The sequence below is a fragment of the Phormidium tenue FACHB-1050 genome, from assembly GCF_014696925.1.
GTDB lineage: Bacteria > Cyanobacteriota > Cyanobacteriia > Pseudanabaenales > Pseudanabaenaceae > Pseudanabaena.
Genome location: NZ_JACJQY010000014.1, coordinates 83,972 through 107,102 on the forward strand (window position 1 = coordinate 83,972; position 23,131 = coordinate 107,102).

At 44.0% G+C, this 23,131-nt stretch carries 23 protein-coding genes and 1 tRNA gene; 20 read left to right on the plus strand and 4 right to left on the minus strand.

The genetic code is table 11. The features are described from left to right. Positions 1-44: 44 nt before the first annotated feature. Positions 45-185 (minus strand): photosystem II reaction center protein Ycf12/Psb30, encoded by a 141-nt coding sequence (gene psb30, locus H6G05_RS10930; protein WP_094530094.1) that lies wholly within the window; start codon positions 183-185, stop codon positions 45-47. A 223-nt stretch (positions 186-408) separates the two neighbouring features. Between psb30 and H6G05_RS10935 the strand changes: the two genes are divergently transcribed. Beyond that, positions 409-1,302, plus strand: a complete 894-nt coding sequence (locus H6G05_RS10935; RefSeq protein WP_190578200.1) for a tetratricopeptide repeat protein — start codon at positions 409-411, stop codon at positions 1,300-1,302. 220 nt (positions 1,303-1,522) lie between these two features. Here the strand turns inward: H6G05_RS10935 and H6G05_RS10940 are convergent, their stop codons facing one another. Then, the gene (locus H6G05_RS10940) at positions 1,523-2,782 is read right to left on the minus strand and encodes an aspartate aminotransferase family protein (protein ID WP_190578201.1); all 1,260 of its coding nucleotides are present in this window, start codon (positions 2,780-2,782) and stop codon (positions 1,523-1,525) included. Between the two features lie 199 nt (positions 2,783-2,981). On the opposite strand from H6G05_RS10940, the gene H6G05_RS10945 reads away from it, so the two are divergent. The 6 genes from H6G05_RS10945 to mnmA all read left to right on the plus strand — a co-directional run bounded on the left by H6G05_RS10945 (position 2,982) and on the right by mnmA (position 10,154). Continuing rightward, complete coding sequence (locus H6G05_RS10945) at positions 2,982-4,682, plus strand: adenylate/guanylate cyclase domain-containing protein (RefSeq protein ID WP_190578202.1); 1,701 nt, start codon at positions 2,982-2,984, stop codon at positions 4,680-4,682. A gap of 150 nt (positions 4,683-4,832) precedes the next feature. Further along, entirely contained in the window at positions 4,833-5,909 is a 1,077-nt protein-coding gene (locus tag H6G05_RS10950) for a hypothetical protein (protein ID WP_190578203.1), read from the plus strand. 96 nt (positions 5,910-6,005) lie between these two features. Continuing rightward, the gene (locus H6G05_RS10955) at positions 6,006-7,106 is read left to right on the plus strand and encodes a pentapeptide repeat-containing protein (RefSeq protein ID WP_242025418.1); all 1,101 of its coding nucleotides are present in this window, start codon (positions 6,006-6,008) and stop codon (positions 7,104-7,106) included. Continuing rightward, entirely contained in the window at positions 7,081-7,482 is a 402-nt protein-coding gene (locus H6G05_RS10960) for a hypothetical protein (protein WP_242025421.1), read from the plus strand. The genes H6G05_RS10955 and H6G05_RS10960 overlap by 26 nt, the downstream gene beginning before the upstream one ends. A 73-nt stretch (positions 7,483-7,555) precedes the next feature. Then, positions 7,556-8,965 (plus strand): cobyrinate a,c-diamide synthase, encoded by a 1,410-nt coding sequence (locus H6G05_RS10965; RefSeq protein WP_190578204.1) that lies wholly within the window; start codon positions 7,556-7,558, stop codon positions 8,963-8,965. A gap of 103 nt (positions 8,966-9,068) precedes the next feature. Beyond that, positions 9,069-10,154, plus strand: a complete 1,086-nt coding sequence (gene mnmA / locus H6G05_RS10970) for a tRNA 2-thiouridine(34) synthase MnmA (RefSeq protein ID WP_190578205.1) — start codon at positions 9,069-9,071, stop codon at positions 10,152-10,154. A 37-nt stretch (positions 10,155-10,191) separates the two neighbouring features. On the opposite strand, the gene H6G05_RS10975 is transcribed toward mnmA, so the two are convergent. After that, positions 10,192-10,710, minus strand: coding sequence for a tetratricopeptide repeat protein (locus tag H6G05_RS10975; RefSeq protein WP_190578206.1), 519 nt, complete (start codon positions 10,708-10,710; stop codon positions 10,192-10,194). Between the two features lie 189 nt (positions 10,711-10,899). Here H6G05_RS10975 and H6G05_RS10980 point away from each other — a divergent pair. The 12 genes from H6G05_RS10980 to H6G05_RS11035 all read left to right on the plus strand — a co-directional run bounded on the left by H6G05_RS10980 (position 10,900) and on the right by H6G05_RS11035 (position 22,522). Next, positions 10,900-10,973 (plus strand) — tRNA-Arg (locus tag H6G05_RS10980). A gap of 160 nt (positions 10,974-11,133) precedes the next feature. After that, entirely contained in the window at positions 11,134-12,258 is a 1,125-nt protein-coding gene (locus H6G05_RS10985; RefSeq protein WP_190578207.1) for a THUMP domain-containing class I SAM-dependent RNA methyltransferase, read from the plus strand. Between the two features lie 26 nt (positions 12,259-12,284). Next, on the plus strand, positions 12,285-12,620 hold the full coding sequence (locus tag H6G05_RS10990) for a nucleotidyltransferase domain-containing protein (protein WP_190578208.1): 336 nt from the start codon (positions 12,285-12,287) through the stop codon (positions 12,618-12,620). Between the two features lie 385 nt (positions 12,621-13,005). Continuing rightward, positions 13,006-13,347, plus strand: a complete 342-nt coding sequence (locus H6G05_RS10995; protein WP_126388097.1) for a hypothetical protein — start codon at positions 13,006-13,008, stop codon at positions 13,345-13,347. Positions 13,348-13,443: 96 nt separating this feature from the next. Then, positions 13,444-13,914: a DUF6636 domain-containing protein gene (locus H6G05_RS11000; protein ID WP_190578209.1), complete on the plus strand. Its 471-nt coding sequence runs from the start codon at positions 13,444-13,446 to the stop codon at positions 13,912-13,914. Then, positions 13,899-14,546 (plus strand): hypothetical protein, encoded by a 648-nt coding sequence (locus H6G05_RS11005; RefSeq protein WP_190578210.1) that lies wholly within the window; start codon positions 13,899-13,901, stop codon positions 14,544-14,546. The genes H6G05_RS11000 and H6G05_RS11005 overlap by 16 nt, the downstream gene beginning before the upstream one ends. A 6-nt stretch (positions 14,547-14,552) precedes the next feature. After that, positions 14,553-15,119 carry a hypothetical protein gene (locus tag H6G05_RS11010; RefSeq protein WP_190578211.1) on the plus strand — a complete coding sequence of 189 codons (567 nt, stop codon included), beginning with the start codon at positions 14,553-14,555 and terminating at the stop codon, positions 15,117-15,119. Between the two features lie 32 nt (positions 15,120-15,151). Continuing rightward, the gene (locus H6G05_RS11015) at positions 15,152-16,081 is read left to right on the plus strand and encodes a hypothetical protein (RefSeq protein ID WP_190578212.1); all 930 of its coding nucleotides are present in this window, start codon (positions 15,152-15,154) and stop codon (positions 16,079-16,081) included. A gap of 147 nt (positions 16,082-16,228) precedes the next feature. Beyond that, a complete protein-coding gene (locus H6G05_RS11020) occupies positions 16,229-17,830 on the plus strand; it encodes an NAD(P)/FAD-dependent oxidoreductase (protein WP_190578213.1) in 1,602 nt (533 codons plus the stop codon). A gap of 26 nt (positions 17,831-17,856) precedes the next feature. Beyond that, positions 17,857-21,858, plus strand: a complete 4,002-nt coding sequence (gene cobN / locus H6G05_RS11025) for a cobaltochelatase subunit CobN (RefSeq protein ID WP_190578214.1) — start codon at positions 17,857-17,859, stop codon at positions 21,856-21,858. Positions 21,859-21,932: 74 nt separating this feature from the next. Then, positions 21,933-22,187 (plus strand): AbrB/MazE/SpoVT family DNA-binding domain-containing protein, encoded by a 255-nt coding sequence (locus H6G05_RS11030; RefSeq protein WP_190578215.1) that lies wholly within the window; start codon positions 21,933-21,935, stop codon positions 22,185-22,187. Then, a complete protein-coding gene (locus H6G05_RS11035; protein WP_190578216.1) occupies positions 22,184-22,522 on the plus strand; it encodes a type II toxin-antitoxin system PemK/MazF family toxin in 339 nt (112 codons plus the stop codon). The genes H6G05_RS11030 and H6G05_RS11035 overlap by 4 nt, the downstream gene beginning before the upstream one ends. A gap of 26 nt (positions 22,523-22,548) precedes the next feature. Here the strand turns inward: H6G05_RS11035 and H6G05_RS26010 are convergent, their stop codons facing one another. Then, positions 22,549-22,818: a type II toxin-antitoxin system PemK/MazF family toxin gene (locus H6G05_RS26010; RefSeq protein ID WP_190578229.1), complete on the minus strand. Its 270-nt coding sequence runs from the start codon at positions 22,816-22,818 to the stop codon at positions 22,549-22,551. 106 nt (positions 22,819-22,924) lie between these two features. On the opposite strand from H6G05_RS26010, the gene H6G05_RS11045 reads away from it, so the two are divergent. Continuing rightward, positions 22,925-23,131 (plus strand): IS1 family transposase (locus H6G05_RS11045; protein WP_190578217.1); only part of this gene is annotated, 207 nt, incomplete at its 3' end.

Below are 23,131 nucleotides of genomic sequence, written 5' to 3' on the forward strand. Positions count from 1 at the left end.
AGGGTGCAAAGCACCCTCCTTTTTTTGTTTAATTATTTGTTTAATTACAAGTCGCCACTGTTAGCAGATAACAAAAAGATGATGACGGGGCCAGAAACGACAATCAGCGCTAAACAAGTCAATTGGAAAATTAGCTGAAAATTAATACTGGAAAATGCGGAAAATACAGGGTTTAGGAAGTCCATAGCGGTTTTCTTAAATATGATTAATAAATCAAACAAAATTCTAGAGATATTCTAGCAAGCATCGCTACTCAAAAAATCTTTAAAACCCAGAAAATTAAAGAGGGGCGCTTTGCGCCCCTCTTTAATTTTCTGGGTTTTGTGAAAACCTAAAATCGGTTTTGATAAAGAAGCGCTATCATTTGAAATATATTCAAAACATTCAGAATTGGTAAGAGTTATACCTGTGCGTCATCGAATTTGGTTGTTGGCAATACTTGCTTCAGTTAGCGTTGGAGCCTCTCCACTACGCGCTCAAGCTCTTCTGCCTCACACAACAAGGATTAATTTTGGCAACTTAGAAGAGCAAGCGCTCAACTTGGCAAGGGAAGCCGCTCAACTTGCTCAATTTGAGCAGTACGATTTGGCATTACCTCGCGCTCGCCTAGCCGCACAACTAGCGCCCAAAGCATTTCAAACTCAAGGTATTCTCGGCAGTATCTATCTCCGTAAAGAGCAATATGCTGAAGCCATTACGGCTTTGAAATTGGCTCTTAATCTCAAAAAAGATGAGCCGACGATTTTATTCAGTTTGGGGGCTGCCTATCTCCGCAATAAAAATTATCCCGAAGCAATTAGTCACCTCAAACAAGGACTAGCCCTTGAGCCAAAGGCGGCAACAGCAATGTTTGACCTCGGCAATGCTTACTTTTTGACCAAGCGTTATGACGAAGCAGTGACTATCTACAATGATGTCCTCGTAATCGATAACAAGTTTTGGGCAGCAACTAATAACATCGGTCTAGTTGAGTATGAGCGTGGCAATGTCGATCAGGCGATCGCTAAATGGCAAAACTCACTCAAGCAAGCCGAAAAAGTTGAGTTTCTTGCCGCCGAGCCAACCCTTGCCCTTGCCACGGCTTTTTATCGTAAAGGCGATCGCACTAAAGCCGTTGAGCTAGCGGTAGAAGCGATGAAAATCGATCCACGCTATGGCAAAATTCCCTATCTAGTTGAAAATCTCTGGGGCGATCGGCTTATTGCTGATGTGCAAATCGTCTTGGCGCAACCGCAAGTTAAGCAAATTTTAGCTGAGAGCGATCTTTCTACTCGCCAAGTTCCCAAGATTCGCCGTAATTAATCATAAAACCTAAAAAGGAGCCTTTAAAGGCTCCTTTTTAGGTTTTAAATTACTTGAAATGTCCACTAATACCGATTCACGAAAGAGTGGTCACACTTTCGTGAATTATATCTGTCGCCATTCTTGTTAGACAAATAATGTGAGGCGGCGCTTCGCGCCGCCTCACATTATTTGGGTTTTTATTTGTCCTGATACAGGTGTCTATAGCTATAAAAACCAATTAGAAACTTGCGATCGCCTGTTCAACAATGGCTAGTGCTTGATCAATCTCCTCAGCCGAAACAATCAACGGAGGTACAAAGCGCACCACCTTCACACCCGCAGGCACTAACAACAAACCATGCTCAATTCCTGCGGCAACTACATCACGAGCTTGGATTTGGCTAGACTCTTGCAATACCAAACCATCGATCAAGCCCCAGCCACGGACTGAAGCAATATGTTGGGGAAAGCGATCGCAAATAGCTTGCAACCCAGTCCGCAGTTGTTGACCACGTTCTCTGGCATTGGCGATCAGATTATCCTTGACCATCGTGTTGCAAACCGACAGAGCCACGGCACAGGCAAAGGGATTACCGCCGAAGGTACTAGCATGATCGCCCGCTTCAAAGACATCACAACTTGCCTTGCACATCATCGCACCGATGGGAATACCGCCACCTAAGCCCTTTGCCGAAGTGAAGATATCGGGCTGAATGCCCAGATTTTCATAACCCCAGAGCATTCCACTGCGTCCCATTCCCACTTGGACTTCATCAATAATCAACAGGATTTTCTTCTCGTCACAAATTTCGCGAATACGCGAGAAATAAGCGCGATCGCCAGGGTTAACACCGCCTTCACCTTGCAATGGTTCGAGCATGATCGCGCAGAGTCTGCCTTCATATTTTTTGACAGCATCTTCGAGAGCGGCGATATCGTTGTAAGGAATATAGTCAAAACCTTGGACGAGGGGCGCAAAATTCTTGTGATATTTGGGCTGCCCTGTGGCGGTAACGGTGGCAAGGGTGCGTCCATGAAAACTAGCATTTGCTGTCAAAATCAAAGGATCTTCGATACCAAGCTTGGTATGGGCATATTTACGCGCTAATTTAATCGCCCCTTCATTGGCTTCAGCACCAGAGTTACAGAAAAATGCTTTGTCAGCACAGGAGTTTTGTACCAGCCATTTAGCCAATTGACCTTGGGGTGCAAAATAAAACAAATTAGAGGCATGGTGCAAAGTTTGGATTTGCTCAGTTACCGCTTTGACCATTGCAGGATGTGCGTGTCCCAACGTACAAGTAGCTATGCCAGCCACAAAATCTAAATATTCTTTGCCTGTGCTGTCCCATACTCGGCAGCCCTCGCCGCGCTCTAGGGCGATCGGAAAGCGAGCATAGGTACTCATCACATATTGATTAAACTCAGCGATCGCATCAGTTGCGACTTGCGGATCAGCCTGAACTTGAGATTGTACTTCTAGCGTAGTTGGCGACATGGATAAAAATGTGATAATGCTGTTAATTTCATTATGAATGATATGAGAGTTTTCACGGGAACTTCTGTAGTGGAATTAGCGAATAAACCCAAATTTTTTATTGAAAGTTTTGCTTTGCAAAACTTTCAATAAAAAATTTGGGTTTTACTTCAGTGCTTTGCGCTGTAATGATATTCCAGTAGTCGCAGCAAATAAAAATATGCCATACATTATTCAAAATCAAGGTACTCCCCATGAGCGCGTCTGCGATCTAAAACATGGTGTAAATACGATCGGGAGAGGACTAGATAATAGTATTGTCGTAGAGGATGATGCTCGAAGTTTGTCACGTCATCATGCGGAAATTCAGGTAACAGATAAAGGACTATATGTTACCGATTTAAATAGTAGTAATGGCACTTTTGTTAATCAGGTCAAGATTATCCAACAAAAACTAAATCATGGGGATTTGGTGCAGTTTGGTAGTGTTGTATTTCGATTAGTTGATGAATCTCAATCTGGCACAACTTCTGGGGCTAACCCCACTAATCAAAATACAATTCCCAATTCAGGATTGTCGATTTTAATGCGAGTTTCTCCAGAGAAATCTCGTGTGAATATGCAAGATTTACTCCAACAGCAGAAGCTCGCAACCTCAGGCTCAGTGCTGATGATTCAAGGTACTGATGAGGTGCAAAGGACATCGGCAAAGTTACGAGTTTTGTTGGAGGTTAGCCAAGAATTAGCCTCTCCAGAAGCCTATTCGGCTTTACCTGAAAAGATTTTAGAATTATTACTAAAAATCATGTCAGTCGATCGCGCCGTATTATTACTGATCGATGAGAAAACTGGGCAGTTAGAACCAAAAGCCTACAAATTTAGTAACCCCAATACAACGGCTGACCTTGATTTTTATAGTCGCAAAATCACTAATTTTGTCTTGAAACAAGGTGATGCGATCATTAGTGATGATGCTTCGCTCGATCGCCGTTTTGATAGTTCACAGTCAATTATTCAACAATCGATCCAAGCGGCGATGTGTGCGCCCTTAAAGCCAAGAGATCAAGCGATCGGTGTATTGTATGTGGATAATCTATCGCGTGGTCATGCATACCATAAAGAAGATCTAGAATTTTTGAGTAGTTTGGCAAATCAGGCGGCGATCGCGATCGAAAATGCCCATCTTTATCGCAATATGCAATCAGAAGTGATTCGTCGCACCAAGTTAGAGCGATTTTTTCCTGCCGCCGTTAGCAAAAAAATTGAAGAAGGTTGGGACTTAAATCGGATTGTTGAAACAGAAGTCACCGCTTTGTTTTCTGATATTAGCGGTTTCACCGAAATGACTGCTCAAATGCAGCCGCGCAAGGTTCTCGAATTCTTGAATGAATATTTCAAGGTGATGGTCGAAGATATTGTCTTCCCCTTTGGTGGCACATTGGAAAAATATATTGCGGATGCCCTTTTAGCAGTCTGGGGTTCACCCTATCAAAAAGAGGATGACGCAGTGATGGCTGTGAATGCAGCGATCGCCATGCAATGGGCGATGAAACAATTAAATGAAGATTGGACAGAACAAGGACGAGATCTCCAAATTCAGATTCACATTGGACTCAATACAGGCATGGTCGCCGCTGGTAATATTGGCTCTGAGAACCTGATTCAGTACACGAATATTGGCGATACGATGAATGTGGCTAGTCGCATTTGCACAGCCGCCAAAGCGGGAGAAGTATTTATTTCTGAAAGTACAAAAGCCAAGATTTCTAGCTTAAATCTACCGTTAGAAAAGCTGGATTTGATTAAAGTAAAGGGTAAAGAAGAGCCATTGCAGTTATATCGAGTTCTTTGGGAAAATGTTGATGTCAAGGAAATGATCAGCAATATCAAAACAAGTTTTTCGGCTGGAGTCTCTCAGTAAACACACGACCCAAAACAAAATTTTTTGAAAGTGTTGCTTCGCAACACTTTCAAAAAATTTTGTTTTGGGTTTGAGTGCTAAGCGCTGGATGTTGCATTAATAGCTTGCTCCTGTATAATTCATTCCAAATTTACAGAGCTTATTTTCCATATGGTTACCAACCTTGTCAAACCACTAGCGGACAACTTTTGGAGCGAATATAACATTCGTCTAGAGCCTTGGAGTATGGGCTACGATGCGCCTGTCAGCATCAATCCTGAAGAAATTCCCGCTAGTGACAAGGTAAATACTGAAGTTGAATTTAGCAATGGTGAATGGCAACCAATTAGGGCAGCGATCGCCCCTGAACTGCCTAATCAAATTTTGTTTATTGATGGTCGATTGCGCCTTGATGCGAGCTTTCTGGGAAGGCGTGATGATGAGATTTTGTATGGAGCTTTTGCGACGATTTCAGTGGGTGCAGTGTTAGTTGATCGCACGATCAGTAGAGCTAAATGTGTAGCAACAGAAGTAACCAGAATTATTGCTCTAGGCGGAAATTTGACTCCACCCGTCACGTCAATCCCATGTCCTGTCAGTGGTCGAGGTGATTTGAAGTACGATCGCTGTTTGACTAGTAGTAACAATCAACCAGATACACCTTCTCAACTAGTACAAAGCGAAATGCTCGATGAAGAACTACGGATTGCCAATGCACTCTCGTTAAACAAAGAACTAATCAAAGAGAATACGCTAATCGTCCGTGATGGTCCTTTGCTCTATCGGGTTTATCAGACTCCCTATGATACGATGGGCTACGTAAAAACGATGGGTAAAGCTTATCTTAAAGGAGACAATGCCCAAGTCATGCGATCGCTAAAGGTAGGAGAGCGCACACCGATTTTTCGGATTTCTAAAGCCAATGATTCCAATCTTAGTTGGTACTTGCGATCGGGCAGTAAAGATTTGAACTTTAAAAAGCTGGGCTATCACGATCTGCATGGAATTATTCGGATTGATCTTGATGGCGCAATCCCTCTTGAAAGGGCTAAGGAGATCGCTGATCAAAGTACCTACTTAATTCCTCAATATGCCTCACATCCCACCCGCGATCCCCGTGCGCCGCAAAACCTCACGCCTGTGGGAGCCTTAGAAAAAGAGCTTGGGCGGAGAATGGGAAGCCGAGAACTAATTTCGCGGCGCTTGCGTAGTTTCTTAGCAGATTCTGCTAATTTTCAGTCGCTCTAGAACACACAATATTTTTTTTGTGGTGCGGCGAAGCCGCGCCACAAAAAATTTGGTTCTTTATTGTAAGATTAGCAAGATTAGACAGAATTAACTAGATTGGCTCCACCAAACTCTCGAATCAAAGTATTTTTCTTAGTCATCGCCACGATCACATCGATGATGTCCCTCATCGCCATGTATCTAGACCGCGATGAACTGGTTTATATCGGACTTGCCATCATCTCGACGATTATCTTTCCAATTCTCTTACCGCCGTTCATAACAGCGATCGCCTCGTCGCCACTGGGAAAACGCTGGGATATTACCCTATCGATCATTCTCGCTGGAGTCGCCATATTAATGGCAACCCATGTCACCGAGTTTGATATTGCATTTGCAAGATGGTTTGACAGTCTGAAATGGGAAGCATTAGGAGCCGTAGGACAGATTTTAATCGCGATTTTGGCGGTGTGGGTGGCTTGGCGACAAAATGAAATTTCGGAAAGTTTGACAGGTCAGCAAAATGTCATTACCCAACAGCAAACCATTGACTCCTATTTCCAAGGGATTTCTGATCTCGTTCTCGATCCACAAGGACAATTGGAAGACTGGCCCCTAGAAAGAGCGATCGCTCAAGCCAGAACCGCAGCATTGCTGGGGGGATGTGATGCTGATGGACGTGCGAAAATTATTCGCTTCTTGTCCAGTGCCAATCTTTTAACTCCACTCAAACGCGATGGCTTGCTTGGTCGTCCAATTCTGGATGGAACTGGCGGCTATGTAGTAGATTTGGCTAATGGAGTAAGGGTAGTTAATTTGGGAATGATGCTAGCTGGTCGTGATGTTTGCAATACGGATTTGCGAAATGCGGATTTAAGCGGTGCGAATTTGATTAAGACAAATTTTGTGAATTGCGATCTTACGGGTTCAAACCTCGTGGGGGCGATCTTAGCTAAGGCAAACTTGCGCGGTACAGATCTTAGTCGAGTGAGGCTATTTTATGGCAACCTAGAAACGGCTTCTCCCCGCGATCGCCAACATCTCCCTAATTTCGAGACAGGAGAATATACAGGCGCAGTGGTGGAAGATGCAGACTTTAGCAAGGCGATCGATTTATCCGAAGAAACACGCCAATATCTCTGTGCATGGTGTGGCAAAAAATCTCGTAAAACTATCCCAGGAGGCTGTGAAGATGTACCAAATAGATTGGGGCGCTAAAAGTTGCCAAGCTTCGCAACGCCAAAATTTATCACCACAAAGCAGAAATCACAGATTAGCGATCGCCACTTTCTTCAGTTTCCAGATCTCTGCAATTGCCATGATGCCGATGCTTAGTCTCGCCGAAACTCAGTCAAAACTATCTGTGCAGGAAGATACACCCGAAGAAGTTTTACGTGCCGAAATCTATACCGATGCGCGATCGCCGATCGATGGCAAACAACTCTCAGCCGCCGAATATACTGAACTCATGGAAAAACTGCGATCGCTAGATGGTATACCACCTGAAGATTTCGTCTCACCCAAGGTGCGCGAAGTCATCGGTCTATTAAAGCTTCGGAAATTCCTAAAACAGTTTATTCCATTTATCCCATAACTAGAGGCGACGATGGATGGCACGAAGAAACGCCCATCATCGCCTTCACTACCAAAAACATGATCTATCAAAAATGGCAATAATTATCGCAGGTGAGCGTAGTGGTGTAGGCAAGACCACCGTAACTTTGGCACTACTAGCAGCAATGAAAGCGCGATCGCAATCTGCTAAATCTCCCGTGCAATCTTTTAAAGTGGGACCCGATTACATCGATCCCATGTTCCATTCTTACATCACGGGGCTACCCTGTCGCAATCTCGATCCCGTCCTCACTTCTGAATCCTATGTAAAGGACTGTTTTGCGAAATATCGTCAGAAAGCTGAGTATGCAATTATCGAAGGAGTGATGGGGCTATTCGATGGCGCAACGGGGAAAGATGATACTGCTAGTACTGCTCACGTTGCAAGGCTGCTAAATGCGCCAGTAGTAATCATTCTTAACTGTGCTAGTACTTCGCGTTCAATTGCAGCGATCGCGCATGGATATCGCACCTTTGATCCACGCATTCACATTGCTGGTGTTGTGCTTAATCGCGTTGGTAGCGATCGCCATTTAGAGTTATTAACCCAAGCCTTAGAACCATTAAATTTACCAATCCTAGGTGTTCTCCGTCGCCAAGATGATATCTCTATTCCCGATCGCCATTTGGGACTAATTCCCACTGCGGAAATGTCTAATCTCGATGGAATTATTGAGCGATTAGCCCATCTAGGTGAGACTTGCTTTGATTGGGAGAAATTATTGCCATTGATGGCAAGCCCTCACTCCCCATCCCCATCTCCTATGGGAGAGCAGGAGCAAGAAATATTACTCCCCTCTCCCCATGGGAGAGGGGCTGGGGGTGAGGGTATCCGCATTGCGATCGCACAAGATCGCGCTTTCAGTTTTTACTATGCTGATAATCTCGATTTGTTTAGAGAAATGGGTGCGGAGCTAATTCCTTGGAGTCCTATTAGCGATCACACCTTGCCAGAAAATATCCAAGGTTTATACTTTGGTGGCGGCTTTCCTGAAGTGTTTGCCAGCGAATTAGCCGAAAATAAGACTGCTAGAGAGTCTGTTTACAATGCGATCACATCAGGCATACCAACCTATGCCGAATGTGGAGGGTTAATGTATCTGTGCGATCGCATTGTTGATTTTCAGGAACAGTCATTCCCAATGGTGAATATTTTCCCGACGGCAGCAAAAATGGGTAAGCGGCTAACTTTGGGATATCGTCAGGCGATCGCCTTGCAAGATAGCCCATTAGTGAATAAAGGCGATCAAGTTTGGGGGCATGAGTTTCATCGTTCATCTTTAACTGAATTAAGCGATCGTCCCTTGTATTCTCTGCAAGGCTATGACTCGCATTTACAGTATCCATCTGAAGGATGGCAAAAATATCAAGTTCATGCTGCCTATACCCATCTCCATTTCGGCGCACAAACACATTTATTAGAAAGGTTTCTCACTAATTGCAATCAAGTCTCTCGACTATAGCAAAACATCCTAAAACCCCAAAGACGAAAGGCGATGCGAAGCACCGCCTTTCATCTTTGGGGTTTTAGGATACAATTTAGGCTGAATGGTTCGATCGCAGCAAATGTCAAACGCAGAAATCTCAGAAAAAAAGACAGAAAAGGTCGTAGTCGGTTTGTCGGGCGGAGTTGATAGTTCCGTGGCTGCGGCCCTATTGCATCGTGCGGGATACGATGTCACAGGTTTGACGCTGTGGTTAATGCGTGGCAAAGGACAATGCTGCTCAGAAGGTATGGTTGATGCTGCGCGACTATGTGAGGAATTAGGCATTCATCATGAAATTGTGGATAGTCGTGATGTCTTTGAACAAAATATTATTAACTATCTAGTCACTGGCTATGCCGCAGGGGCAACGCCTTTGCCCTGTTCACGCTGTAATAAAGCCGTGAAGTTCACGCCAATGATGACCTATGCTCGCGAAAAGTTGGGCATCAATAAAATTGCGACTGGGCATTATGCCAAGCTAAACTTTAATCCTGAATCGGGACGCTACGAATTGCGCCGTGCCGTTGATCAAAATAAAGATCAGTCCTATTTTCTCTACGAAGTTGGTCAAGAAGAACTAAGCTGCTGTGTTTTTCCCTTGGGCAACACCACCAAAGTCGAAACCCGCAAAATTGCAGCAGAGTTTGGCTTAGCTACTGCCGAAAAGCCTGAAAGTATGGACTTATGCTTAGTTGAAGCTAATGGCTCCATGAAAGCATTTCTGGATAAATATCTCACACCTGTTCAAGGCAAGATTGTTGATACGCAAGGAAATATTTTGGGTGAGCATGATGGTACTTATCACTACACCATCGGTCAACGCAAAGGTTTGGGCGTAGCGGCGGCGCATCCTTTATATGTGATTGCCCTTGACCCTATCAAAAATGAAGTTATCGTTGGCGATCGCACAGAAGCCCATGAAAAAGAATGCACGATCAATCAAGTTAACTGGGTATCACTTGCCCCTACAGATGTTCCATTTACTGCCGAAGTACAAGTACGCTATCGCACTGAGCCTGCAAATGCAACGGTAATTCCCCTCGAAGGCAATCGGGCTAGGATTGTCTTTGACGAGCCACAATTTAGTATTACTCCAGGTCAAGCAGCAGTCTTCTATTGTGGTGACTTGCTGCTCGGTGGTGGACTAATCGAAGCCAAGCAATAAAAAAGGGACGCTTTGCGTCCCTTTTTTTGTCCTTTTTTTAGGCAGTTGGTACTACTTGTTTACGTAAAGAATTTAAGCGGCGCTTTGCAGTTTCATTCTTTTCATCTAGTTTTACGACTTGTTCATACATCTCGATCGCTTGAGGTAGCAGCTTTTTCTTCTCATAGGCATGACCAAGATTATTGATGGCAGTTACATAGCCATCTTGTAAAGCGATCGCCTCTTTGTAATTTTTGATCGCTAGATCGTACTGTTCCTGCGAGAAATAGGAAAATCCCAGTGCATTGTAAACTTCGGGAACGTTATCCCCTCCTTCTTTCAGTGCCTTATTAAATAGGACAATGGCTTGAGCATAGAGTTTTTTTCGCAAATAAACACTACCAAGTTGGTAATAGTCTTCGGGTGTACCTTTTTCCTTTTGCAGCTTGGGTTGAAGGTCAGAAATTACATTTTCTAAACTACGGGCTTTCAAAATCTGGCGGATAACTAACCAGCTAACCCCAGCTAGCAGCACAACTAAGGCCCCAAGGTATGCGATCGCTAATGTACTATCCATAAATATTTACTAATTTCAATCAATTTTATTAATACAGTTTTTCTATCATTGCACTCTAGCAATTTGTTTAGGTGGTTTAAAAAGTAATTTTTAACAAAACCACAAAAAGAGAGACTCTCTTTTTGTGGTTTACAACAAATTGCCAAAATCACAACTTTTGTTGTAGTATAATAAACCGTGAAATTGTTTGGGCTAGTAGCTCAGTTGTATAGAGCAATCGCCTTCTAAGCGATCGGTCGATGGTTAGAGTCCATCCTAGCCTGTTTATACCAACACACAAAACGGCTAAGTCGTTTTGTGTGTTGAAAACCCTTACTGGGTTAAGTCTTTAATTAACAAAAGTGTGACAACACTTTTGTTAATTGCTATTAAATATGTAGATATGCGGCGCTTTGCAACGCATATCTAATCTGGATTTTAAAAATGAATCAATACTTTGCAACTGTGGCGAGGGGTTTAGAAGCACTCGCAGCACAGGAACTAGAACAACTCGGCGCTCATTCGGTTGAGGCAGGATTTTGCGGTGTTAGCTTTGAAGGCGATCGCACTTTGCTTTATCGGGTCAATCTCTGGGCGCGGCTACCATTTCGGATCTTGATGCATCTCGATCAATTTGATTGCCTTGATGCTGATGATCTTTATCAAGGAATTAAAGCGATCGACTGGTCAGAATTTCTCACCCCTGAAATGACTTTAGCGGTGAATGCTACTGGCAAAAATGATCATCTCAATCATACGCATTTCACAGCTTTACAGGTAAAAAATGCGATCGTTGATCAGCAGAAGGAGAAATTTGGCGAGCGATCGGATGTGGATGTACAGGAAGCCGATGTCCGAATCGGCGTGCATATTGATGACAATGGTTGCACGGTCAGTCTTGATAGCTCTGGCAATAGCTTGCACCGTCGCGGTTATCGTCCCGCCGTGGGAGCCGCGCCGCTCAAAGAATCTCTTGCTGCGGCGATAATCCAGATGTCAGGCTGGCAACCAGATCAGATGTTTTACGATCCTCTCTGCGGTTCGGGAACTCTGCCCTTGGAAGCAAGTTTAAAAGCCCTGAATATTGCCCCTGGAATGTTTCGCGATCATTTTGGCTTTGAGACTTGGCTAGATTTTGATCAGGAACTTTTGGCAAAACTAATTCAAGAAGCAGATGATAGTCGTTTGGATACATTACCTGCACCAATCTGGGGTAGCGATCGCAATCCTGAAGTGGTAGATCAAGCAATTATCAATGCCAAAAACTGCGGCTTATCCAATCATGTCTATTTCTCGGCTCTAGACCTTGCGGAAGTAGTTGCTCCTGCTGACAGTGGCGTTCTGTTCTGTAATCCTCCCTATGGTGAGAGATTAGGACGTGATAGTGATTTGGGTGCTTTTTATAAACAGTTAGGGAATGTTCTCAAACAACGCTTTAAGGGATGGACAGCTTTTGTCTTGAGTGGCAATAAGCAGCTATCACAAACAATTGGATTGAAATGTGCAGAGAGAACAGCCGTACTCAATGGATCTTTGCCCTGCCAGTTAATGAAGTACGAGTTATATTAGAATTAGCATCAAAAATCATAGGCGAGATGACTAAGGCTATTGCAAATAAGCAATTATCAAATTTACTAATCGAGTTAAAAGCTAGTTTAGTAGAGCTATATGGCGATCGCTTATTTTCATTGATTCTATTTGGCTCGCAAGCAAGGGGAGAAGCAACTCCTGACTCAGATATTGACGTGATGACCGTCCTTGATGATCCTGTAAATGTAGCTGAGGAAATATATCGAACATCTGACATTCGCTACCATTTCCTGAATGAATATGGCGAATTAGTATCGATTATTCCCACTGCGAAGTCAGCTTTTTTAGATGCAGCTATTTCTTTAATCCGAGTGGTCAAGCGTGAGGGGATTGAGCTATAAAATCTCTAAGTTGGTGACTATAGTAAGGATTTTGTGGCTGATGAAATAGTTGCAAATAGAGCGATCACCGATGCAAAAACCTTTATTGCTAAGATTAGAAAATTTTTGCTAGATAAAGATATTGGAGAAGTGGATGTTGTCAGATAGAACTATAGGAATGTAAGTTTTGCTTAGGACATAAAACCCAAAAGATGAGTGGCGGCGCAAAGCGCCGCCACTCATCTTTTGGATTTTGATTTGTCCTAGCTATATCTTGCATTGCTATATCAAATCTGATGAGACCTATAGATAATTACCTTTGATTGCTAGTGACATTGATCACCTATCAGGTTTGTTTGTCTTAGATACAATGATGAGGATAAAAAGTTAATAAAGCTCAAAAATTGTGAAATTTATTTCAGTAGCTGTCATTTCGGCGATCGCCGCATTATCTATTCCATTCTCAGCCCAAGCAGATAGTAGAAAAGCATATTGTCGATATTTCCCTAATGGTGCTAGTCGAGCAACCATATCCATGCCCTGCGTATTTTCAATGAATCAAGGCAATGTTGGCATTCGTTGGGAAGACGGAGTATCTGACTATTTTTTGCTTAGTCGCGATCGCCCCATGACCTACACCGATGAGCGCGGTGGTCTTGTCTATCAGCAAAGGAGCGAAGATGCGAATGGTGAAAGTGTCAGAATTTTTAAGATGGAGAATGGCTCAATCCATATTTGGGGAAGTTAGCAACTTTCTAGCAGAACCAAGCGTCAATCGACATCGCTAAGCTCCTTAACCCAAAAACCTCTGGGTGATTTTTTTATCTAATTAAATTTCAACACAATGCAAAGAATTCGCATTTCCTGTTTGTCAGTTTTAGCGATCGCCACTTCCCTACTTTCCTTCACCAATTTAAAAGTCGAAGCTTTACCACAAAATACACCTGCGATCGCGCAATCATCGGAGGATGATTTCAGTAGAAACGGCTTCATCATGCCTAGCAAAAATATTTACTGTGTGATCTACGGCGATCACTTGCGTTGTGAGATTGTCAGCCGATTAAAGCCTATGCCACCACAACCAGAGTCCTGCAATTTGGATTGGGGCGGTGGCTTATCCTTGCCCAAATTTGGTAAGCCCTCGGTAATTTGTGCAGGGGATAGCGCTTATTCGCCAAACTACAAAACCTTGGCATATGGCAAAACTTGGAACAGAGGCGGATTTGTCTGCAAGTCGCGCACCGATGGGCTGACCTGCACCAACCCCAAAGGCAACGGCTTCTTTCTCAATCGTGAAGAATGGAAGACATTTTAATAAACACAATTACCAAACCATCCATGAAATATACTACCTGCCTATCTCTATTTTCCCTGTTGTCCCTAACTGCTGCTGTTGCGGCTCCAGTCCATGCTCAAAGTAATAGTGGTCATAGTTTGGTCGGCTCTTTTAGAACAGAACTGAAGTCCCTTAGCATCAAAATTGCGCTTCCCAAATATGTCCCTCAGGGATTTTGGATAGCGGCGGTCGAAACTGAACCCTGTCGTCGGGGAGACAGGATCGATGCTAATGGAGTTTGTCGCTTTGGTCCTGACTATACAGTGCTATATCGCAATGCTCAAGATCAGTGCTTTGCGGTTGAGGCAACTGGCGGTGGTATTGGGGGACCGACTGGACGCTATTCTCGTACTGTCAATACCAAACTTTTGGGCAAGGTGGATGTCAATATTGATACTGGTATGAGCGAACCGATAACGGAAGCGATCGCCAAGACTCCACAAAATAATTTATGGTCTTTTCCCGCAGGTAAATCCCCATTCTACTCTTTGAGAACTATTGATAGCGATGCTGCCAATCGGATCAATGCGGCGATTATTTGTAGTGACACAGCCTACATGACTCCCAACGAGTTTATCAAAATTGTCCAATCTCTAGACTGGTTGCGCTAAATCAATATGACATTCTCAAAAATCAAACTCTTTGGTTTTCTTGCCCTTAGCTGCTCAATAGCAGCCTGTGGACAAGCGCAAGCCTCAACTCTGCCTAAACAATTTTCTGCGGTGATCGCTCAAGCAGTGATTGAGCCAAAAGCAGAGCTAATAACCTCAGAAAAAACTAAACAGCAATCAGGTTCAGGTCTATCTCCAGAACAGGTACGCAAAATGCTTGAGGCGAGTCCCTACGGATATGCAATCATGACCTACTGGATTGAAGGAGACAAATCGCTCAAAATGGGGCAGTTTAACGAAGCGATCGAGCAGTTCCAAAAAGCCCTCGCCGCTTCAAAAGTTTGGCGCAAACCAAGATTTACGGTAGAGCAGAATCTGCTGGTAAGACAATGCGCGATCGCTGGATCTGAAGCTAGTTTGGTAGGCGCGATCGCCGCTCGTGATTACTACAAAAAGAATAATCGCAAAATGTCGGCTATTGACGAAGCGCTAAAAATCTACCAACGAGAGCGCAAATCATCATGGGATCGGGCGATCGCTGAAAATCCTAGACTTGAATCAGGCTGTCCCTAGTCAACTTAAAACCCAACCTAAAAAACAAGAACATGAAATTTATTTCTATACCTCTAATCTCAGCACTTCTCGTTTTAGGTTCTCCCCTAGCGCTACAGGCTAAACCTACTCAAGCCGAAGCCTTACATCGAGCTTTTGCAGAGATTAGCCAACAAACCTGTGATGATCGCAGCATCTTACAGGCAGGTATTAATTACAGTGTTTGTACTGCCAGTGCAGGCGACAAGGGACAGTATCGATTGATCTCTGCGTCGTCAACCATTGTCAATTATGGTGATGGTATTGGTTATTGGTATTACCCAAATGGCAAGGTAGCGGCAATTCGCTTTTTTCACACCGATGAGCTATTCATGTTTGATGGTGGCGGCAAGTTGCAAGCCGAATTAATTCGCGCGCAAAAAGTGATGGTCAATGGACAGGAGCAATTTCAAGAACGCTCGATAAGGGCTAATTTTACAAAATCAGAACGCGATCGCCTTGAAAAACTCGCCCAAGATGGCGGTAAAGATATTCTCTCTAAATTTAAAAAGCAACCGCAGTCAAGCACAAATGAGACTCCATCTCTGTGGAGTCATTGCAAAAGGATGATCGATGAAAATGTTGTGCGTTTAGAAGCTATTCCTAATGTGAAAGTCACGACTAGCAGCAGATTCTCTAAACTAATCACTCCCTATCCTGATCGCTCAGCTAACCTTGATCGCCGCTATGTATTTGCAATGGAAGGGCGTGGGGTTGAGACTGTGTGGAAATCTGTTGATCTAATGACCGAGATTACTCAAGAAATAACTAATGCTTGCGTTGGTACGGCTGCGGTTACATTTGGGCGCGATCGCACTGCTGACTCAGCAACCGTAGGACTATTTCCAAATGGCGAGATCAAACGATTTACTTGCGGTGTAGACTTTGATGATCGTACTCGCACCAGAACTCCTATGTCTTGGGGACAACAGGCTTGTGACTAATACCAAATGAAGAAATGGCGTAGCCATTTCTTCATTTGGTATAACTTTTCTCTAAATTTTAGTTGAGCTACAAAGAAAAAGCCATGCACAGCGTGGCTTTTTCTTTGTGACTTAGTATAGTTATAAAGCTTACAAATTTTATTGTCCATGTTACGAATTACCGAAATTAAACTTCCACTCGATCATCCTGAAGATGCACTGAAATTAGCAATTCTCAAAAAGCTGCAAATTAAACCCGAAGAGTTAACTAATTATTCTATTTTTAAGCGTAGCTATGATGCACGAAAGAAAACAGATATTTACTTGGTTTACATCGTTGATGTTGAGACACCTTTAGAAAAACAATTACTAGCAAAATTACAAGCAGATCCCCATGTTAAGCCCACGCCAGACATGAGCTATCAATATGTCGCCAAGGCTCCCAGCAATTTCAAAACTCGTCCAATCGTGATTGGGATGGGGCCAGCAGGGATGTTTGCTGGGCTAATGTTGGCGCAAATGGGATTTCGACCCATTATTTTAGAACGGGGTAAAGCAGTACGCGATCGCACTGCGGATACGTTTAACTTTTGGAAGGGAAGAACCGAATTTAATCCTGAATCTAATGCTCAATTTGGAGAAGGCGGTGCTGGGACTTTCTCCGATGGGAAACTCTACAGCCAAGTCAAAGATCCACAACACTATGGGCGCAAAGTTCTCACTGAATTTGTGAATGCAGGTGCATCTCCTGAAATTCTCTACATCAATAAGCCCCATATTGGTACACTCAAACTAGTCGGCATCGTTCAAAGTTTTCGCGCTCAAATCCAAGCTCTCGGCGGTGAAATTCGCTTTCAAAGTCGAGTAGAAGATATTGACATTCAAGATGGTAAAGCGAGAGGTGTAACCCTTGCTAATGGTGAATATATTGCTAGTAATCATATCGTTCTTGCTGTTGGTCATAGCGCCCGTGATACCTTCCAAATGCTCTATGATCGCGGCGTATATATCGAAGCCAAACCTTTCTCAATAGGTTTTCGGATTGAACATCCACAAACCCTTATTGATCAAGCGAGATTCGGCGATTATGCAGGACATAAGGTTTTAGGTGCTGCTGACTATAAGTTAGTTCACCATTGCCAGAATGGACGTTCTGTTTATAGCTTCTGTATGTGTCCTGGGGGACTAGTTGTGGCGGCAACTTCCGAGATTGGGCGCGTAGTTACCAATGGCATGAGTCAATATTCGCGGAATGAGCGGAATGCGAACAGTGGCATCGTGGTGGGGATTACGCCCGATGATTATCCAGAGCATCCTCTCGCAGGTATTGATTTTCAGCGTCGCCTCGAATCTCGCGCCTTTGAGCTTGGTGGTGGAACCTATGCCGCACCAGCCCAACTTGTAGGGGATTTTCTTGCTAACCGTCCTTCTCAAGATCTAGGTAAAGTTCATCCTTCCTATGCACCTAATGTGAATTTATGTGATTTGAGTGAGAGTTTGCCTGACTATGCGATCGCTGCAATTCGTGAAGCTCTACCTGCATTTAACAAACAAATCAAAGGTTTTGCGATGGATGATGCGATGCTCACGGGTGTGGAAACGCGCACTTCTTCACCGATTCGGATTAAACGTAATGAGAAATATCAGAGCCTCAATGTGGAAGGGCTTTTTCCTGCGGGAGAGGGTGCAGGCTATGCAGGCGGGATTCTCTCGGCGGGGATTGATGGGATTAAAGTCGCTGAGGCTGTAGCGTTGAGTATAATGACGTAGCCGCCCATAAGCTATTTGGATTACTAATGCATCGTATTGCCACTATTTCAGGGGGCTGGAACCAGTCCACCGACAGCGTTATTTTTGTTGATCAGCAACCTGCACCGATTGTGATCATTACTGCTGCGGATACGGATATCCAAACCCTTGCAGCGGCTACAGCCCGTTTGCCCGAAGATTTTCCACAAATTCGAGTGGTGAATGTCTTGCAATTACAGCAACAAATAGCGATCGATACCTATGCCGAAGAGGTGTTAGCTTACGCAAAGGTCATTATCTTACGGTTAATTGGTGGGCAATCCTATTGGAGTTATGGATTAGAAGTCGTTAAGGAGGTAGTAGAGAATACGGGTGCAGTTTTAATTGTTTTACCAGGGGATGAGCGCCCTGATCCAAATTTAACTAGTCATTCTACGACGACACTAACTTTGGTAAATCAGGCTTGGCAATATTTTATTGAAGCAGGAATTACGAACTATCATAATTTACTCAAATTTATTGCAACGGAATTTCTGGATGATGCGATGGAATATCAACTTCCTCAACCAGTGCCACGCATCGGGATTTATGAAGTTTCTCTTCCTGCCGAAGAAAAAAGTAGTAACGGATTAGTCGCAATTATTTTTTATCGCGCCCATTACTTATCAGGTAATACGGCAGCGATCGCGTCTTTGTGTAAGGCTTTAGCTAAGCGTAAGGTTAAACCTTTACCAATCTATGTTTCATCCTTAAAGGAACCCGATGTGCAAGCGGAATTAATTCGCTATTGCTTGCCTGAATCTGGTCAAAAAGTAGATGTGATTTTGAATACGACTAGCTTCTCTTTAGCAAGTTTAAAAACCGATACACCGCAAGTCGATCTTTGGGAAGCTTTGAATGTGCCTGTGTTTCAGGTGATTTTTAGTGGTGGACTTAAGAAAACTTGGGCAAATGGTACACAAGGACTAAATCCTCGCGATATGGCGATGAATGTGGTCTTACCTGAAGTTGATGGCAGAATTATCACAAGGGCAGTTTCCTTTAAAGCGATGCAGGGACAAAATCTGGCTTTGCAAACGGAAGTATTGACCTATGAACCTGTACGATCGCGGATTAATTTTGTCACTGATCTGGCGGTGAAATGGATACAGCTAAAGCACACGGATGTAAGCGATCGCAAAATAGCTTTAATCCTTGCCAATTATCCTAATCGTGATGGCAGATTAGCCAATGGAGTTGGTTTAGATACCCCAGCCAGTTGTTTAGAGATTCTCAAGTCTCTGCGAAGTTCAGGCTATAGCGTTGGCGAAATCCCTGAAACTAGCGACGAATTGATGAAGTTGTTAACGACAGGCGTAACCAACGATCGCGAATCCTTTGGAGAGCGACAGGTCTATCAATCTTTAGCATTAGCAGATTATCAAAACTATTTCCAGAATTTGCCCGAACCTGTGCAAAATGGAATTAGTAACCGATGGAATCAGCCAAAGCAAGAACAAGAATTTGCGATCGCGGGTATGCAATTTGGCAATATTTTTGTCGGTATTCAGCCATCACGCGGTTATGACCTTGATCCTACTCTCAATTACCATGCGCCCGATTTAGAGCCGACCCATGATTATATGGCTTTCTATCATTGGGTGCGCGACAAGTTTAACGCCCATGCGATCGCCCATATCGGCAAACATGGCAATCTCGAATGGCTTCCCGGCAAGAGTGTGGCTCTATCGGAAAATTGCTATCCTGAAGCCGCTTTTGGTGCGATGCCTCATTTCTATCCCTTTATCGTCAATGACCCTGGGGAAGGTTCTCAAGCAAAAAGGCGATCGCAAGCCGTTATTCTTGACCATCTCACTCCGCCGATGACTCGCGCTGAGTTGTATGGCGGCTTGCAGCAATTAGAAGGCTTAATCGATGAATATTACGAGGCGGAAACTCTTGATCCTTCACGTTTGGGTATGATTCGCGATCGCCTCATCGAAACCATCAAACAGGAAAATCTCTATCATGATCTAGGAATTTCCCTAGACCGTTTAGAGGATTCTTTAAATACAATTCTCACGACAGCCGATGGTTATCTTTGCGAGATTAAGGAGGCGCAAATTCGTGATGGGTTACATATTTTCGGGCAATGCCCAGAAGGTCAGCAGTTAAGGGATTTGGTTGTAGCGATCGCCCGAAATCCTACGGCTAATCGGATGGGGTTGACTAGGGCGATCGCGCAAGAGTGGCAATTAGATTTTGATCCCCTGACTGCAGATTTAGGGGAATTACTTGCAGCAAATTCGCATCCACGTTTAGCTAATTGTCGGATTATTGGTGATGCGGTGGAAGTTATAGAGGAATATGCGGCGGAGTTGGTAGCAGAGATTCTTGAAGAGATCCCCCCTACCCCCCTTGCAAAGGGGGGCGAGATTCCAATCAAAGAGATTTATGCTAGTAGCAAAAAACCTGAAGTCCCCCTTTATAAGGGGGATTTAGGGGGATCTTTTAGAGATTTAAAAATAGAAGAGATCCCCTCTACCCCCCTTGCAAAGGGGGGCGAGATTCCAATCAAAGAGATTTGTGCTAATAGCAAAAAGTCTGAAGTCCCCCTTTATAAGGGGGATTTAGGGGGATCTTTTGGAGATTTAAAAATAGAAGAGATCCCCCCTACCCTCCTTGCAAAGGGGGGCGAGATTGTGGCGGAACTAACGTGGATTCGCGATCGCCTGCTCCCCTCTCTCTACAAAACCAAGCAAGAAATTACAAATCTTTTGCGCGGACTCAATGGTGAATATGTGCCTAGTGGTGCATCAGGTGCGCCGACAAGGGGTAGACCTGAAGTATTACCCACAGGACGGAATTTCTATTCGGTTGATATTAGGGCTGTGCCGACGGAAACGGCTTGGGATATTGGGCGCAAAGCTGCGGATGTGTTGATCGAAACTTACACTCAAGAGCATGGTGAATATCCGCAAACCTTGGGGCTATCAATTTGGGGAACTTCCACCATGCGAACGGGAGGCGATGATCTTGCGGAAGCTCTGGCTCTGCTTGGTGTGCAACCTGTTTGGGATGGCGTATCGCGTCGCGTCGTGGATTTTGAGATTTTGCCTTTATCAATTCTTGGTCGTCCCCGTGTGGATGTCACATTGCGAATTTCGGGATTCTTTCGAGATGCGTTCCCAAATCTGATCGATCTATTTGATAGTGCGGTGAACGCGGTTGCGAATCTTGATGAACTTGCTGATCAAAATCCCTTAGCGGCAAAAGTCCAAGCAGAATCTGCACAATGGCAAAAGGAAGGCTTGACTTTAGAACAAGCGGAAGAGCGATCGCGTTATCGGGTATTTGGCTCGAAGCCAAGCGCCTATGGTGCGGGTTTGCAGGGCTTAATCGAGTCGCAAAATTGGGAGAGTGAGCAGGATTTAGCCCGTGCTTATATCAATTGGAGTGCCTACGCCTACACTAGCAAGTCTGAGGGTAAATCGGCTCCCGAAGCCTTCAATCAACGCCTCGGCAATATGCAAATCGTACTGCAAAATCAGGATAATCGCGAGCATGACATTCTCGATTCCGATGATTATTATCAGTTTCAAGGTGGAATGACAACGGCTGTCAAATCTATATCTGGCAATGCTCCAGATGTCTACTTTGGCGATAATTCACGGATGGCTCAGCCAAAGGTTCGCAAATTGAGTGAAGAGATTGCGCGGGTTTATCGATCGCGTGTTGTTAATCCCAAATGGATATCAGGCGCAATGCGTCACGGTTACAAAGGGGCTTTCGAGATGTCGGCAACCCTTGATTATCTGTTTGCCTATGATGCTACGACTAACTGCGTTTCGGACTTCATGTATGAGGGAGTTGCGGAGGCTTATATCTTTAATCCTGAAGTCCAGAATTTTATTAAGTCTAGCAATCCTTGGGCGTTGCGAGATATGTCGGAGCGCTTACTAGAAGCGAATCAGCGTGGGATGTGGCAAGATGTGACTGCGGATATGTTGGATCGTTTAAAGGCGATCGCTAATGAAGCCGAAGGAGCGATCGAATCTCAGACAAGTTAAAAGACATTTCTGAGACTCAATGAGAGATAGGGTTTCTGCTAATGTTATATTTAAGTATAACTACAAGAAAAATTATGCACACCACAAATCTTCGTAAGGTCGGTGGCTCGATCATGTTGGCGATTCCCCCCGCCGTCCTCGAAATTTTAAACCTACAATCAGGTACAACTGTGGGGGTTGCTGTTGACAATGGCAGACTGATTATTGAACCTCAACCAAAACCAATATATTCACTAGATGAGCTTTTGGCGCAATGCAATCCTAATGCTCCGATAACGGAAGACGATCGCGTTTGGCTAGATGTCAAACCTGTGGGGAATGAACTGTGAAACGTGGTGATATTTATCTTGTTTCGCTTGATCCCACGGAAGGACATGAGCAACAGGGAACTAGACCAGTTTTGATTGTCTCTCCTGATAAATTCAACGCCTTAACTAAAGTCCCTATCGTTGTTCCAATTACATCAGGTGGAAATTTTGCGAGAACCGCAGGTTTTGCTGTTTCTCTAGATTCTGCTGGAACCATCACTAAAGGTGTAGTTCGTTGCGATCAACCCCGTCCTATTGACTTGTCTGCTCGTAAAGCGCGAAAGTTAGAGAGTGTGCCAGATGCGATTATTGATGATGTATTGGCTAGAATTGTTGCTCTATTTAGCCCTCAATAATTTTGCGATCGCTGATTATTGGAATATTATGGCGTTTGATATCCAAGGGTAAATAGGACAGTTCTTTCTAACTCGGCAATTACGTTTATGTCTAGCTGTCCTAATCTTTTAATCAAGCGAGTTTTGTCAAGTACTCGGAGTTGATGACATAGTGCAACTGAGTCTTGATTTAATCCGCCTTGACCGTTAGAAATCAGTAAACAGCTTGGTAAAGCTGCACGGCGTAAATTACTGGAGTCTAGACTAAGTTGATTAAAAAAATCAAAAAAAGAGCAGGAAAAAGTAACCCAGAGAATGGATAACTGAGCAAATCCAAGAGAATGAAAAGGAGACGCTCATATGGGGAAGCAGGTGAAATGGCAAAATAGGAGGGAGTCATTTTCATGAATCGATAGAGATGCCATGATCAAATTTCCCCTGACGGAATTGTTAGATGAGCAAGCCTGCTATGAATGGTTATTAGAAATTCTACATCCGAAAGGATTGTATTGTCCCAATGGACACGCAATACCAGTGGGACAAGCGCCACACGATCGCCAACGTACACCAATCGTCAAATACAAGTGTCGGGAATGTGGGAAAGTGTTCCATATTTTTACAGGGACAGAC